Source organism: Clostridium sp. OS1-26 (assembly GCF_030915445.1).
Lineage (GTDB): Bacteria > Bacillota > Clostridia > Clostridiales > Clostridiaceae > Clostridium_AM.
Window position 1 is genome coordinate 2,611,685 of record NZ_CP133264.1, and the last position, 14,797, is coordinate 2,626,481.

General features: G+C 32.2%; 11 protein-coding genes and 3 pseudogenes. 11 read left to right on the forward strand and 3 right to left on the reverse strand.

Going from position 1 to position 14,797, the window contains the following annotated elements:
* Positions 1-69 precede the first annotated feature (69 nt).
* From RCG18_RS12750 to RCG18_RS12760, 3 genes and pseudogenes are all read left to right on the forward strand, one after another.
* Positions 70-2,166: a WG repeat-containing protein gene (locus RCG18_RS12750; RefSeq protein ID WP_308041644.1), complete on the forward strand. Its 2,097-nt coding sequence runs from the start codon at positions 70-72 to the stop codon at positions 2,164-2,166.
* A 222-nt stretch (positions 2,167-2,388) separates the two neighbouring features.
* Positions 2,389-3,958 (forward strand): annotated as a pseudogene (locus RCG18_RS12755) (FAD-dependent oxidoreductase).
* Positions 3,959-4,369: 411 nt separating this feature from the next.
* Positions 4,370-5,371 carry a sodium:calcium antiporter gene (locus tag RCG18_RS12760; RefSeq protein ID WP_308041645.1) on the forward strand — a complete coding sequence of 334 codons (1,002 nt, stop codon included), beginning with the start codon at positions 4,370-4,372 and terminating at the stop codon, positions 5,369-5,371.
* A 111-nt stretch (positions 5,372-5,482) separates the two neighbouring features.
* On the opposite strand, the gene RCG18_RS12765 is transcribed toward RCG18_RS12760, so the two are convergent.
* Positions 5,483-5,821 carry a hypothetical protein gene (locus RCG18_RS12765; RefSeq protein ID WP_308041646.1) on the reverse strand — a complete coding sequence of 113 codons (339 nt, stop codon included), beginning with the start codon at positions 5,819-5,821 and terminating at the stop codon, positions 5,483-5,485.
* Between the two features lie 78 nt (positions 5,822-5,899).
* Positions 5,900-6,220 carry a hypothetical protein gene (locus RCG18_RS12770; protein WP_308041647.1) on the reverse strand — a complete coding sequence of 107 codons (321 nt, stop codon included), beginning with the start codon at positions 6,218-6,220 and terminating at the stop codon, positions 5,900-5,902.
* Between the two features lie 375 nt (positions 6,221-6,595).
* On the opposite strand from RCG18_RS12770, the gene RCG18_RS12775 reads away from it, so the two are divergent.
* The 3 genes from RCG18_RS12775 to RCG18_RS12785 all read left to right on the forward strand — a co-directional run bounded on the left by RCG18_RS12775 (position 6,596) and on the right by RCG18_RS12785 (position 10,125).
* Positions 6,596-8,083, forward strand: coding sequence for an FTR1 family protein (locus tag RCG18_RS12775; protein WP_308041648.1), 1,488 nt, complete (start codon positions 6,596-6,598; stop codon positions 8,081-8,083).
* Between the two features lie 42 nt (positions 8,084-8,125).
* Positions 8,126-8,857, forward strand: a complete 732-nt coding sequence (locus RCG18_RS12780) for a hypothetical protein (RefSeq protein WP_308041649.1) — start codon at positions 8,126-8,128, stop codon at positions 8,855-8,857.
* A 290-nt stretch (positions 8,858-9,147) separates the two neighbouring features.
* Complete coding sequence (locus RCG18_RS12785) at positions 9,148-10,125, forward strand: DUF1259 domain-containing protein (protein ID WP_308041650.1); 978 nt, start codon at positions 9,148-9,150, stop codon at positions 10,123-10,125.
* A 132-nt stretch (positions 10,126-10,257) separates the two neighbouring features.
* Here RCG18_RS12785 and RCG18_RS12790 read toward each other — a convergent pair.
* A pseudogene (locus RCG18_RS12790) lies at positions 10,258-10,565 on the reverse strand (HAD-IC family P-type ATPase); the annotation flags it as partial.
* Positions 10,566-10,887: 322 nt separating this feature from the next.
* Here RCG18_RS12790 and RCG18_RS12795 point away from each other — a divergent pair.
* The 5 genes and pseudogenes from RCG18_RS12795 to RCG18_RS29040 form a co-directional block, all read left to right on the forward strand.
* Positions 10,888-11,838, forward strand: coding sequence for an ROK family protein (locus RCG18_RS12795; protein ID WP_308041651.1), 951 nt, complete (start codon positions 10,888-10,890; stop codon positions 11,836-11,838).
* Between the two features lie 138 nt (positions 11,839-11,976).
* Complete coding sequence (locus RCG18_RS12800; RefSeq protein WP_308041652.1) at positions 11,977-12,507, forward strand: sigma-70 family RNA polymerase sigma factor; 531 nt, start codon at positions 11,977-11,979, stop codon at positions 12,505-12,507.
* A gap of 11 nt (positions 12,508-12,518) precedes the next feature.
* Positions 12,519-13,532 (forward strand): DUF4179 domain-containing protein, encoded by a 1,014-nt coding sequence (locus RCG18_RS12805; RefSeq protein WP_308041653.1) that lies wholly within the window; start codon positions 12,519-12,521, stop codon positions 13,530-13,532.
* Between the two features lie 167 nt (positions 13,533-13,699).
* Positions 13,700-13,915 carry a hypothetical protein gene (locus RCG18_RS12810; protein ID WP_308041654.1) on the forward strand — a complete coding sequence of 72 codons (216 nt, stop codon included), beginning with the start codon at positions 13,700-13,702 and terminating at the stop codon, positions 13,913-13,915.
* Positions 13,916-14,433: 518 nt separating this feature from the next.
* A pseudogene (locus RCG18_RS29040) lies at positions 14,434-14,774 on the forward strand (hypothetical protein); the annotation flags it as partial.
* Positions 14,775-14,797: the final 23 nt, after the last annotated feature.

A 14,797-nucleotide genomic window follows, 5' to 3' on the forward strand; every position in this document is an offset into this window, starting at 1 on the left:
GTTTTTTTTGCACTTATATTGATTTTTTATCATAAAATATATAGATATCGATAATACGGAGTGAGTTTTGTGAATTCAAAAAATTCAAAGATAGAAAAGTTTTTTTCTATACTTTTACCTCTAGGAGCAGAGATTATCACATATTTAAAACAATCAGTAAGACTTGGAGATTTGGATGGAGACGGTAGACTTGAGGCTGTAGTAGCATATAAGTTTATGGGAAAACAGTATTTAGGAGTCTTCAAAAAACGAGGTTACAATTGGTATAACCTTGGACATATTCCAGGTAAAAGTCATGATATATATGATTTTTATTTAGAGGATTATACTGGTGATGGGAGAAAGGATATTGTTGTAAAATGGAAACTAGATAATGAATGGTGTGAGCTAAATATATGGACATGGAGCAATGGAATCTTAATAAAAATTGTGAAGGAAAGAAAACCGATAAATTCCTTAAGAAAAAAAATAGAACTATATCCAGCATCCCGTCGAGAATTAGAAGGAGTAAAATATGGATATATCGATTCAAGCGGAAAATTAATAATTCCAATTAAATTCGATAATGCAGAAGACTTTCAAGAAAATGGATTAGCTATCATAAGAATAGGTGACAAAGAGGGAATAATAGATGAAAATGGTAATTATGTTATACAGCCTAAATACTCATATATAAATGGATTTAAAGAAGGAAGAGCTATTGCTACAGAAGATCAAAAATACAAGGTTATCGATGAAAGTGGGAAAGAGTTATTTGAAAGTGATACTTATATAGGTGAGTTTAGTAATGGGAGGGCACCTTTTGCAGTAGTACCACAAGATGGCCTATGGAGGTATGGATATATTAATCTACAGGGAAAAGTAGTAGTTCCTCCACAGTTTTTATCTGCTGAAAGCTTTAATAATGGGAAAGCATTAGTACAAATAGACGATAAAAAATATGCAATTATTGATTTAAGAGGAAATGTTTTAAATACCTTCCCTTATGAGGTTGTAGGTGATATGAATGAAGGAAGGTTATTTTTTAAAGAAAAGTTGAATGGAAAGTTTGGATTAATGGATGAAAATGGAAAGGTAATAGTTGCGCCTAAGTATGAAACTGCAGAAAGGTTTAGGAATGGAACTGCCATAGTAGGCGAAGGCGAAGACGGCTTAATAAAATTTGGTGTAATTGACAAGAATGGAAACTACATTATTGATCCTAAATATCATGATATTCAGTTTTTAGGAGAAGATAGACTTGCTGTTGGAATTCCTATTATTGGTGAAGCAGCCTACCTACCATCTAAGTATGCAATTTCAGATAGCAAAGGCAATGTTTTAACGGACTTCATATATTATGGCGTATCAGAATATATGAATACATTAGCATCTGCTTATGATGATAAGTATACTTATTTTATCGACAAACAGGGAAAAAGAGTAGATAGCTTGCCAAAGGTTGAGGGTTCGGGAACATTAACTATGTTAGATAATATAATTCGAGCTAATGTAGACTCTAGGATTTCATACTATGATAAATCAGGTAAGCTTACCTGGAGTCAAAATACTGAAGTTCCACTTGAAAATGGCTATGTTGTAAAGGAGAAAAAATATAAACCGAATAGAAACTATATTGTATATTATCCTCAGCTTGGAGGAGTTAAGGACAAAAATAAAGAGAAAATGATAAATGAAAAGTTAGGTCAGTTATCTCAATTAAAAGACGTAGGTAGCGGTGAACTAGAATACTCGTATACTGGAGATTTTAACATCACCTTTTTTAAAAAAGATTTATTAGTATTAGAGCTTTTCGGGTATAATTATCCTTTTGGTGCAGCTCACGGTATGCCTAGCAGAGCTTTTGCACATATTAATTTGAAAAATGGAAGCTTTTATGATCTAAAGGATTTATTTAAAAAGAATAGTGACTATGTGAAGATACTAAGCGATATAATTAAGAAACAGATAGACGATAAGGGAGAACAATTAGGAGTTTGGAAAGATCAGTACAAAGGAATTAAACCAGATCAACCATTCTATGTGACTGAAGATGCTCTGCATATTTATTTTGAGCCTTATGAAATTGCCCCATATGCATCAGGTTTTGTTACCTTTGATATTCCTTTTGCTGAAATCATGGATATAGTAGATACAAAGGGAGCCTTTTGGAGAGCCTTTCATTAGCTCTTAATGTATTCAACCAGAAAGATTAGCTAATAGTCTTAAATATGTCCTTCAACTAGCTAAATAAACTTTAATATTACTCCTTGGAGGCATTTTACATACAGTGTCTGTAGTTAGAATAGTATTATGCCTTCTAAGGAATACATATTTTTGTGAGATTAGTAAAAAATAAAATATATGCTTTAATAATACATTTGCAAAAGGTGTGTAAGGAGGCTTATGATGGAAGATTTGAGAATACATAATTTAAATGTTTTTTCTAGTGTTCATGAACCGTACTGGATTGCATCAACAAGTAAAACAGATTATCCTGCATTAAAAGAGGATATAAGTGTTGATGTTGCTATAGTTGGTGGAGGTATAGTAGGAATAACTACTGCATTTCTTTTAAAAGAAAAAGGTTTAAAGGTGGCTGTATTAGAGGCTAATAGGATTGCTCATGGTACTACAGGACATACAACTGCCAAAATAACTTCACAGCACGGTTTAATTTACGACAAGATAATATCTAAATTTGGAAAAGAAAAGGCGAGACAGTATGCAGATGCTAATGAATCCGCTATTCATTTTATTGCAAATTTAGTGAAAGAAAGAAATATTGATTGCGACTTTTGTTGGCGTCCTGCCTATGTATATACTCAATCTGAGGAATATATAGATAAAATTGAAGAAGAGGTAAAAGCAGCTTCGAGCTTAGGGATAAAGGCAAGTTATCAGGAAAATATTTCACTGCCTTTTAAAATAAAAGCTGCTATCAAGTTTGATAATCAAGCTCAATTTCACCCATTAAAATACATACTTTCGTTAGCTAAGGAAATACCAGGGAATGGCAGTCATATTTTTGAATTTACTAAAGTTGTAGATATTGAAGATGAAGAAAGATGTGCAGCAGTAACAAGTACCGGGAATAAGGTGACTGCATCTAAGATTATTATTGCATCGCACTTCCCATGCTACGATGGGCGTGGAATGTATTTTGCAAGGATGTATGCTGAGAAGTCATATGTACTTGGAGTTAAAGTTAAAGATAAGTTTCCAGAAGGCATGTTTATAACAGCCGAAGAGCCAGGCCGTTCTCTACGTTCTCAAAAGTATGATGATGGCGAAATTATACTAGTTGGGGGCGAACATCATAAGACAGGAAGTGAAAAGCAAACTAACGTACACTATGAAAACTTAGGGAAATTTGCAAATGAAACATTCCACTTACAAGAAATATTATTTAGATGGTCTACGCAAGACTGCACGACTGTAGATAGCGTTCCTTATGTTGGTTATCTTACATCTAATACATCTAATATATTAGTAGCAACAGGCTTTGCTAAGTGGGGAATGACAAATAGCGCTGCATCAGCAAGGATATTGATGGAGTTGATTACAGAGGGAGAAAGTCCTTGGGCATCTGTATATAATCCATCTAGGTTTGATATAGCTGCTTCAGGAGCAAAATTAGTATCTACAAATTTAGATGTAGCAGAAAAACTTTTGGGTGGTAAGATCACTCCAGCTCCAAGTGACGTAGAGATTAAAAATGGTGAAGCCAAAGTAATTAATGTGGAAGGAGAGAAGGTAGGAAGCTTATCGCGATGAACAGGGGCAGTTACATATAGTTGATATAACCTGTACTCATTTAGGTTGTGAATTAGTATGGAATGAAGCTGAAAAAACTTGGGATTGCCCTTGCCATGGCTCGAGATTTAGCTATGAAGGTGAAAATATTGAGGGTCCTGCCTTTAATCCTTTGAAACATTTAGGTGAAGGTAAAAATATAAAAGATCCAAATATATTTTAACTATTCTCTTTCTAATGGCGTTGTTAGCTCTAGTATATTATAAGGCATCGATAGCAATGTCGATGCTTAACGTTTTTTAGCCAAGTATAGAAATAATTACAAATTTTTATTATCTGCTCTATGATGATGGCGCTTACGGGTACCGCCTAGATTTTGGTTAAGGTCTTGGTTATAGTTTCTATATATTAATATAATTTAATCTTATTTAAGGAGTTAGAATGATTATTGACATCACAAAATGAATTTAGTATGGTAATATATAAATGTATATTTACAAAAGGGAGTAGTTTGATAGATGTTGTCAACATATTGGTGATAAACCTGGCAATGTCCGCAAAAATGCGAAACGAGACTTTTGGCGTATTTTTAATACGCCAAAGGTCTTTTATTTTTGTCTAAGGAGGAGAAAAAATGATAATAACGATTTTAGTCATGATTGCTGCAGCACTTTTAATTTATTTTAGCTGCGAACTATTTGTAAATGGAATTGAATGGGTAGGTAAAGCTTTTAATATTTCTCAAAGTGCAGTAGGTTCAATTTTAGCAGCTTTTGGTACAGCTTTACCTGAAAGTATTGTAACATTTATAGCTGTTGTTTTTGGAGCAAATTCAAGTCAAAAGGATATCGGTGTTGGTGCGGCTTTAGGTGGACCACTTGTTTTAAGTACAATTGCCTATGCTGTTGTTGGTATTAGCATAGTTATCTTTAGCGGTAAGAGAAAATCTGGTAGTTGTATTAATGTTGATGGTGAGAAGTTAGCAAGAGATCAAGTTTGGTTTATGGGTATTTTCGTGTTTAAAATTGGATTAGGTCTTATAGCTTTTGCAATAAAGCCTTGGCTAGGACTTTTATTTCTATTAGCTTATGGAGTTTACTTTTATAAAGAAATGAATACTGATATAGTGGAGATTGCTGAAGAACTTGAACCATTGAAATTTAGCCCCAAAAGTTCAAATCCTAAGAAATCATTGATTTTAGTTCAAACTATATTGTCACTTATATTTATTTTTATTGGCTCACAAATGTTTGTACATAATTTGGGGACCTTAAGTATTTCGCTTGGAATGGCCCCTCATATGGTTTCTTTATTATTGAGTCCAGTTGCAACAGAATTACCGGAAACATTAAATGCGCTTATATGGGTAAGACAGGGTAAAGAGAACTTGGCTCTTTCTAATATCAGTGGGTCTATGATGATTCAAGCTACAGTGCCGAGTGCACTAGGTATTATTTTTACTCCTTGGATGCTTGATAAATCTCTTATGATTGCGGCAATTATAACTTTTATAGCTATTTTATTAATATGGGCAACTTTAAAAAGAAGTTGCTTATCAGCTAAAAGATTATCATTTAATGCTGTATTATATATTATCTTCATTATAGGAATACTTTACATAAAAGGTGGAGTATAATCTGAGTTTTGTTTGTAAATCTCTTATATTATAAAATAATTAAAGCCTATATTCTAAAGATAGAATATAGGCTTATTTAAGAGCATTATTATTTTTGATATGCTAAAGTAATTATAATGCAAATTTTCTTGGAAACTGTTTAACAATACCCTTTGCCATCACATCAGCCATTTTTAGAGCCTGTTTCTCTATTTCATCGTATAATTTGATACCTTCTGCATAATTTCCTGTAAGTATGGCAACCGCTTCAGATTTAGTTAGAGCCAAATGTTCATGTAACATTGTTTTCCAATCTTCTTGGGACCAATAAGGATTGATACTAGCAAGGAAAGCAGCGATTTCATCTGCATTGGCATACCACCTTTTCTCAGCAGTTGCTGCTGCTTCCTTATTACCAGCTTTGGCAGCCTTAACTAGTTCAGCAGCTATGACAAGATGATCTGTAAACAAATCACTAAATTTTGAAGCAATTCTATTCCAGTAGAAAGGCTTTAAGGCTCTCGCAAAATCTATAGGATTTCGAAGAAGTCACTTGGTAACAAGATCTACATCTGGTAAGCTTGCTATTATGCTTATTATGGTCATACTTGTCCACGCAATATGTTGCTCCCAAAGCATACGTAGGGCATTTGTTAAATCTACTTCTGATTTGCTGATTTTCGTAGGAGCGTGGAAGTACTTTTGACGGTAATCTCCATATTCAGAATATATGCAATTAAGATTAGCTCCTGGATTTACTGTGGTAGTCGGATAAATAGTAGAATATCCTTCTTCTAGTAATCTTGGTGCATTATATGGTTGAAAAGTACAAAAAAATTTTCTTATTGCACATAACATTTTTATCATCATTTAATAATATTTACACCTTTATAGTATGTTCATGTGAACAAGAAAGTTCCATAATTATAAAGATCTTTTGAGGCATATATGAAACTTTTTATAAAATAATTATATGCTCAAATGCAAGTTTGTGGCTTTTTAATCTCACATAAAATCCACACAAATTAATGTTATAGTAAAGTAATATTATTTAAAAGACTTTATTATTGTATTAAAAATAAAAAAAAAATTGTTAATTTTAACATATTGATATTTAAAAAAAATTAATATATAATAATTTTGTCGAATAAATGATAATAATTTTCAGTTTCAAATGATATATGTTTTCAATCCTTTAAATTGAAAATTATTATTAAATAGAATTAAAGAAAGAGGTAATTAAAGTTGAAAAAAATATTTACATTCTTTTTGCTTGTTATGCTTACTATATCCATCTTGCCTAGTACAGTTTTTGCAGCTAGTGCTGAAGAGGATTTAAGTAAAGCAAATCAGGCTGTGTTAAAAGCGATTGACTTAGTTCAATCTGGTGATATGGAAAAGGCCAAAGAATCTTATAATAATTTTCAAGAGGGTTGGAGAGATTTTGAGGATGGAGTAAAGACTGAATCAAAAGAAGCTTATGGAAGCATCGAAGATAAAATGGGCATGGTTACATTTTTATTTTCCCAAAATCCAATTCAAAAGGATAAATTGATACAAGCTCTTAAAGATTTAGATGCTGTAAATAAGGACTTTGCTTCAGGAAAGTTTAAAAATAGTGAAAATAATAAAAAAGATTCAAAAGATAATAAACAGAGCAGTACTACAATTGGAGATTTAGTGGTGCTCTTAGAAAAAGCAAAATCTCAAATAGATAATGGAGATACAGCAGCAGCTTTAAAAACTATGAATAACTTTAGCTCTTCGTGGTTAGATGTTGAAGGTGTGGTTCTTACTAAGTCTAAAAAGGTATATGATGATGCCGAGAAAGACATGGTTAGTGTTAAAGCATACCTTTCAACTAATCCAGTGCAAACTGATAATGCTTTAAAGGCAATTAATAAAATGCATACATATTTATCACCACTTGTAGGCGGAAATTCTTATTCAATGATCGATGTTATTACTATAATACTTCGTGAAGGTTTAGAAGCACTACTTGTAGTAATAGCACTGCTTGGCTATCTAAATAGGGCAGGTCATGAGGACAAGAAAGGCTGGATATATGGAGGAGTTGGTATAGGCTTTGCTGTAAGTATAGTGCTAGCGGTGATTGTAAAAGTCTTATTCTCATCTGGTACCTTTGGAAATAACAATTTTCTAATTTCAGGTTGGACTGGGGTATTTGCTGCAGTTATGCTTATGTATGTTAGTTACTGGCTACATAGTAAATCTAGTGTTAAGGCATGGCAAAGTTATGTCAATGATAAAGGGTCTCAAGCCATAGCTACTGGTAGTTTATTCTCTTTAGGATTATTAGCCTTCTTAGCAGTATTTAGAGAAGGAACAGAAACAGTTTTATTTTATATCGGTATGGCCTCATCAATTAAGTTATCAGACTTACTTATTGGTATTGCAATAGGTATGGCTATATTAGTCATTATAGCTTTACTTATTTTAAAGGTTGGTTTACGTATTCCAATGAGACCATTCTTTATGGTGTCAAGTTTATTAGTTTTCTACTTAGGATTAAAGTTCACTGGCATGGGAGTAAATGGACTACAATTAGCAGGACTATTACCTGCAACCTCTAGTAATATGATTCCAAGCATAAGTTGGATTGGGATGTATCCAACTTGGGAAGGCTTTATCCCACAGTTAATTCTAATTATAGTTGCAATTGTAATGGTTATATTAAATCATACAAGTTCAAAAGGCTTAAAAGTTAATTAAGATAAAAATTAAATGTTTTAATGTTTAGGAGGAAAGAATATAATGATGAATTTTAAAAAATTATTTATGGTAAGTTCTCTAGGTATAGTACTAACTTTTGCAGGATGTGGCACACAAAAAACTGAACAAGCTGCAAATTCAGCGCAAAATCAAACTAAACAGGAGGCTCCTGCAGAAAAACAAAAAACTCTTACTATTCAAGAGGGAAGCAATAACATGAAAGAAGTTATTAAGCAAATGAAAACAGAGCTTAATAATAAGGAAGAAGATAAAGTTATGAAAACTTCTGAAGGCTTAGAAGGAAACTGGAAGATATTTGAGGATAATGTTAAGGAAAAGTACTTTACTTTATATGAAAAAGTAGAGGATCCATTACACACTATAACTGCAGCAGTAAAAGTAAAACCACTTGATGTGAATGTTATGAATACTGCAATGGAAAACTTGGACAAACAGCTAGATCAAGTAAAATTAGCAGACTTAACTACAACTGGTATTCAAAATATGAGAGATGTTTCAAAAAAGATGAAGGAACAGCTAGCTAATAAAGAAGAAGATAATGCTATTAAAACTTCTGAAGGATTAGAGGGAAATTGGAAGCAATTCGAGGATAACATTAAAGCAAAATCTCCAGCACTATATGAAAAGATAGAAGAGCCATTACATACTATAACTGCAGCAATGAAAGTAAAGCCACTTGATACTAAGACATTAAATACTAATATTGATAATTTAGATAAGCAGCTAGAGCAATTACAAAAATTACAGTTCTAATGATACAGCTATATGTCCTGATACTATAGGATATATAGCTATTTTTTGATTCTATATGTAGCAAAAAATGAGAAGGGCTTAATTTAGAATAATCGCTAAACTATTATGTTAGTTATATAGGATCTCCATAAATGATACAATGGGATTAAAGAGGATAGATAGCTTTGTTTATGATGATGTGTCATCATTAAATGTTTAGTTATTCATTTTCAATGATTCTCAGTAGCTATTTAATAAGGTAATGAATAGAATAATAAAGGAGATTCATTAATTATTAGGAGAGAAGCTTTATGATAACTTATAAAGTTCAACATGGTGATACACTATATACTATAGCGCATCGTTTCGGAATTTGTGTTAGAATGCTTGAATTGTCCAACAATATATTTTGTCCGCATCAAATATTTGAAGGGCAAGAACTATTAGTTCCAATTGCAATATCAAATAAGGATTTAAATTTCAGAAACCATAGAGCAGAATATGATTTAGAAACCATAAAAAAGATTTTTTCTCAGGAAGGTACTATTTCGGGAGGAGTTCTTAAATTTACTTTTCCACGTTTTGATTTAAAGGTTAAAATAGATGGCATTATAATAGAACCTGATCTAGCACTGACCTCTTGGGTAGCCTTTAATCAATTAGGAAATCACAGCATGATGATGGGAGACCTTGTTTTACTGGAAAATGAAGTAGGTCCTGTTATGTCAAGCCTAATGGAAAATGGAATTGAAGTAACAGGGCTTCATAATCATCTACTGCATGAATCACCACGAATTATGTATCTGCACATTAAAGGAGAAGGAGATCCAATTAAACTTGCTCAAAGTGTAAGAAATGCACTTTCTTTAACAACAACTCCCTTTAACATAAAAAAACAACAACCTCCATCTCAAGTTGATTGGAGGACAATTGAAGATATTTTAGGACGCAAAGGTTCCCATAAAGGTAAGGTTCTGCAGCTATCAGTTCCAAGAACTACAATAATTTCAGAGGATGGTCATCAGTTATCTCCTGCCATGGGAATATCACATGCCGTCAATTTTCAATCAGTAGGACGGAACGTTGCTACCACAGGTGATTTTGTTTTATTAGCAAATGAAGTCAATCCAGTTATAAGGATCTTAAAGAAGAATAATATTGCTGTAACTGCTATTCACAATCATATGCTTACCGAAGTTCCTCGATTATTCTTCATGCATTTTTGGGCAGTTGACAGACCAGAAAAATTAGCACAAGCATTTAAGTCTGTTCTTGATTTAGCGAAATAACTAGGAACCGAAAGCCTCTTTTTATGATAATAAGTACAATAATATACGGTTAAGCAGTTGAAACTTAATAAAAACAAGATAGAGCATTTTTTCTCTACCTTGTTTTTCTACTTTTATATAATAATAAAGTTTTTATTTGTTTTTAAAATTCAATAGTAATGCAGAATTTATAATAACCGCAACTGAGCCGACATTGTGAACTAAAGCACTCAGTATTGGATTTAAGATACCTCCCATTGCAACGCCTACGTATGCTTTTTTAATGCAGGCGCATCGTTAATACCATCGCCAACCATGCAAATCATTTTATTTTCATTTTGATATTTCTCAATTGTCAACATATTATCTTCAGGCAAGCATTCTGAGTGAAAATTAGTAATACCAACGCTCTTAGCAATATGAGAAGCTGCTTGTGGGTTATCATTAGTTAGCTTGAGTGTTATGTACAGTTCTAGGTTAAACTTCTGACTGGTTGCGCTGTAGTGATCGCCAGACGTATAGTAGTGGCAAGTGTTAATACACATTTGATTTTGTTATTAGGTTTATTCATTACTGTAATGGAATACATCAGAATCTTCAATATAAGTGATGACTGTGAATCTTACGGTGTTTTTATATTGCACTTCAAAGATATTATGAATTGAAGTTATGAATCTTATAAGAAGGATATTCAAAATAACTTATAGAATTATTAAAGAAAAGTATATATTGAATAAAACAATATCTAATAGTAAAAGATTTTAAGGTTATAGGAGAGATTGTATGGAAAAGAAATATGTTATAGGAGTTGACTTAGGAGGAACAAAAATCAGCACTGCTCTTGCAGAATTAAATGGAAATATACTTAGTGAATATACTATTCCTACAAATGCTGCAGGAGGAGAACAGGAAGTATTAAGAAGAATACTTTCTGCTATTGAAAAAGTATTAGAGATTGGAAATAAGAAAGTTGACGAAATAAAGTCCATAGGAATTGGATCACCTGGACCTTTAGACTCTAAAAAAGGAATAATACTAGAAACTCCAAATCTACCATTTGAAAATTTTCACCTTGTTAAGCCTATAGAAGAAAGATTTAAAATACCTACTTATTTGGAGAATGATGCTAACGCAGCGGCTATAGGTGAATTCATGTTTGGAGCGGGCAAAAATACAAAAAATATGGTTTATATTACCGTAAGTACTGGTATTGGTGCAGGTGCTATTGTAGATGGAAGAATCTACCGAGGTAATACCTGTAATGCATTGGAATTAGGGCATACTACTATATTGCCTGAGGGACCAAGATGTAACTGTGGCAACTATGGTTGTTTAGAAGCACTGGCATCAGGTACAGCTATTGCGAGAATAGCAAATGAAAAGCTTAAAGCTGGAGCGGAAAGTTCACTAAAGAGCTACGAAGTTGTAACCTCTTATGAGGTATTTGAAGAAGCAAGAAAAGGTGACAAGCTATCATCTGATATAATAGATAAAAGCCTTGAATACTTAGGTATAGGAGTATCAAATATAATTACTATTATGGACCCTGAAATAGTGGTGCTAGGAGGGGGAGTATCTTTAGCGGGAGAAATAGTTTTTGATAAGGTGAATGAAGTAATTAATAAAAGGTGCTTTAAAGTATTAAGAGAAAATTGTAGAGTTGTTCCTGCAGCTTTAGTAAAGCAATCTGGAGTAATAGGAGCTGTTGCTCTAGCTATTATGGAAAGCCAATAGTTCAATTATATAAAATTGCCCCTGCATTAGTTAGGAGCAATTTTTTTTATATTTATGTGAACATTTATTGTTTCTTATCCATCTAATAAGTGTAAAAAAATTCCTTAGCTAAGGTAAATATACAAAATAGGAGGGAATATGGTGGAAGTGGTTTCAGCGGTGAAAGATAGCGGAGACAGAATGCAGGATATAAAACTGGCTAAAAAAGGTGACAAGGCAGCTTTTGTAAGAATAATTGAAGAAAATAAAGCATCTATGTATAGAGTTGCAATAAGCATTTTAAATAATGAGCAGGATGTAGAGGATGCCTTTCAAAATACTATAATAAAGGCTTATGAGGGTATTGGCAGTTTAAAGAAAAACCAATATTTTAAAACATGGCTTATAAGAATTTTAATAAACGAGTGTAATGCTATTCTTAGAAGCAATAAAAAAATAGTGCATGTAGAAGAATTTGATGATAAGGCTTCAAATGATTTCTCTAACCTAGAACTTACAAATGCAGTTAACTCTCTGGATGAAGACTTAAGAGTTGTAACAACTTTGTTTTATTTTGAGGATATACCTCAAAAGGATATAGCTAACATTCTAAGTATTCCTGAGGGGACGGTACGTTCTAGACTTTCAAGAGCAAGAAACAAACTTTATGAAATGCTAAAAGAAAGATAGGAGGGTCATACATGGATAAAGATTTATTATTTGATGATATTTTAAAGGAAAAAGCAAATAACGAAAAGCTTGTATTACCAGAAAAACTGGACTTCAAAATAAAAGACACTCTAAACAATTTGCCTGAAAAAAATAAGAAAAAAGGTAAATTTATAAAAAAGGTTGGAATTGCTGCTGCAATTGTATTGGCATGTGGAGTTGGTGTCAGTGTAGGTTTTCCTGCTTTTGCACGCAACCTTCCAGTAGTAAGCTCCGTATTTCAATACTTAAGCGAAAAGAATATTATTGATAAAGATTATGTAAGATATAGCGCTGATTTAAACATGAGCAAAAGTTACAATGGAATAACTATTACTATTAACAGCATAGTTTATGATGGTATAGATTTAAGTATTGGTTATACTGTTGAAAGTGAAGACGAAATTAAAGAAACACCTGTTATTATAGGACCGAATATAAAAATTAATGGTAAAACAGTTGGTTTTGGAGGTGGAGGCACTGGGGAATTTAAGGACAAAAAAACATATGTTGGAGTGCGAACTGTTGACATGGCAATGGATTATTTGCCTAAAGAAGTCACTAAGCATATAGTAGGAGGAAATGTAAAAGTTCCTGAGGAATTTATTATGGACTTTAATATAGGAGAGCTTTCACAAAATATGAAGGGAAAGTGGGATTTTAAATTTAAGGTTTCTACTGAAAAAATAAAGAGCAATGTAAAATCAATAAAACCTAATGCAGATTGGTCATCTGTAAGACAAGGTTTAAAAGTAAATGAGGTTATAATAACGCCAATAAATACAGTCTTAAGAACTGAGGCAAAAAATAGCGATAACGCAGGTGATGGAGGATATATTGTATTTGATGATAAAGAAAGACAACTTGAAAGTAAATCTAGAAGTGGCATTAGTTCAGCGGAAACTAATACTTATTATTCGCAAGTCTTGTTTAGAAATGTATATGAAGACAGTAAAACATTAACTTTTATACCTTATGTATATACAAAGGAACTTTCAAAAAGCTAAAGGATAAAACTACAAGTAGTTTCGAATTAGATTCTAAAGAAATTCCTTTAAATCTAAACGACTGTACTATTTTACAGGAAGGCAAATTAGGAGATTACAAGGTAACGCAAATTGAGTTTTTAAAGGATAGAACATTAATTCATTATGAATGCAGCAAGCTTCTTCATATGCTGTCTCCTTACGGAATAAGCATAGTTGATAGTTATGGCAAAAGATATAATTTAGATGAGAATTTGGCAAAAGAAATAGATCCGGTAGCGCATAAATATATAGGGGAGTTACCTGCTATGAATAAAAATATGCAGTATAAGCTAAAGGCTAGAGACTATGAAAAGTTGTATGAAGTCAGAGAAGATGCAAAGTTCACTATTGAAATTAAATAGAGTTTTAATAAATATAGGATTTCTAGGTTAAAAGTTAACTTACACCCTGAGATATGCACCAAAACAGTATGCGTTGAGAGGTTCAATTTATAAGTGAAGAATTTAAAAAAGTATTTTAAGCCTGTATAGAAATAGGGTTACTATCTTATAATATGCTTAAAATTTAATTTTACCTTATACGAAAGAAGGAGTTATAATTGTACAAAAAATTGAAAATATTTGAACCTATTTTATTAACGCTACTAATAACTATTTTTTCATTTTCTGTAGTAAGTAAAAATATTGAAGCTAAGGCTTCTGATCCAAGTAATGTAAATCTTGTTTTGGATTCTTTAACCTACAACAATATTCTTCCAAAAAACTTTCGTAAGGCTTCGGATTTAACTATTATAAAAGATAATAAAAACTTAAATCTTAATGGTCTAGGCAATTTAAATATCTCTGGAAGTCAACAATTTTCTGAACACAACCTTCCTCTTTTAATAAATGCTATAGGGACCTCATTACCTATAACAGTGGTGGATTTAAGGCAAGAATCCCACGGGTTTATTAACGGACTTGCAGTTAGTTGGGCAGATTCAAAAAACAACGCTAATGCAGGTTTAACTAGAAAAAAGGTTTTATTAGATGAATCCAATAGACTAAAAAGTATTAAATTGAATGTACCTATAAGTTTTTATAATCATCCTGAAGAAATTATAGTTCCAACAAAAGTTCAAGATGAAAATGAGCTTGTTAGATCTAAATCTTTAGATTATAACCGAATAACCGTTAGAGATGGTGGAATACCTTCTGATGCGATGGTTGATTACTTTGTAGAATTCGTAAAAACTCAGCCAAAAATTCTTGGTTACATTTTCATTGCAAACAAGGGATAGGAAG

What these genes read in the sequence shown, in the direction of transcription:
- RCG18_RS12795 (WP_308041651.1), top strand. Translation starts at nt 10,888, where the DNA reads ATGGAAAAGAAATATGTTATAGGAGTTGACTTAGGAGGAACAAAAATC.
- RCG18_RS12805 (WP_308041653.1), top strand. Translation starts at nt 12,519, where the DNA reads ATGGATAAAGATTTATTATTTGATGATATTTTAAAGGAAAAAGCAAAT.
- RCG18_RS12760 (WP_308041645.1), top strand. Translation starts at nt 4,370, where the DNA reads ATGATAATAACGATTTTAGTCATGATTGCTGCAGCACTTTTAATTTAT.
- RCG18_RS12785 (WP_308041650.1), top strand. Translation starts at nt 9,148, where the DNA reads ATGATAACTTATAAAGTTCAACATGGTGATACACTATATACTATAGCG.
- RCG18_RS12770 (WP_308041647.1), bottom strand. Translation starts at nt 6,220, where the DNA reads ATGATGATAAAAATGTTATGTGCAATAAGAAAATTTTTTTGTACTTTT.
- RCG18_RS12800 (WP_308041652.1), top strand. Translation starts at nt 11,977, where the DNA reads ATGGTGGAAGTGGTTTCAGCGGTGAAAGATAGCGGAGACAGAATGCAG.
- RCG18_RS12780 (WP_308041649.1), top strand. Translation starts at nt 8,126, where the DNA reads ATGATGAATTTTAAAAAATTATTTATGGTAAGTTCTCTAGGTATAGTA.
- RCG18_RS12810 (WP_308041654.1), top strand. Translation starts at nt 13,700, where the DNA reads ATGCTGTCTCCTTACGGAATAAGCATAGTTGATAGTTATGGCAAAAGA.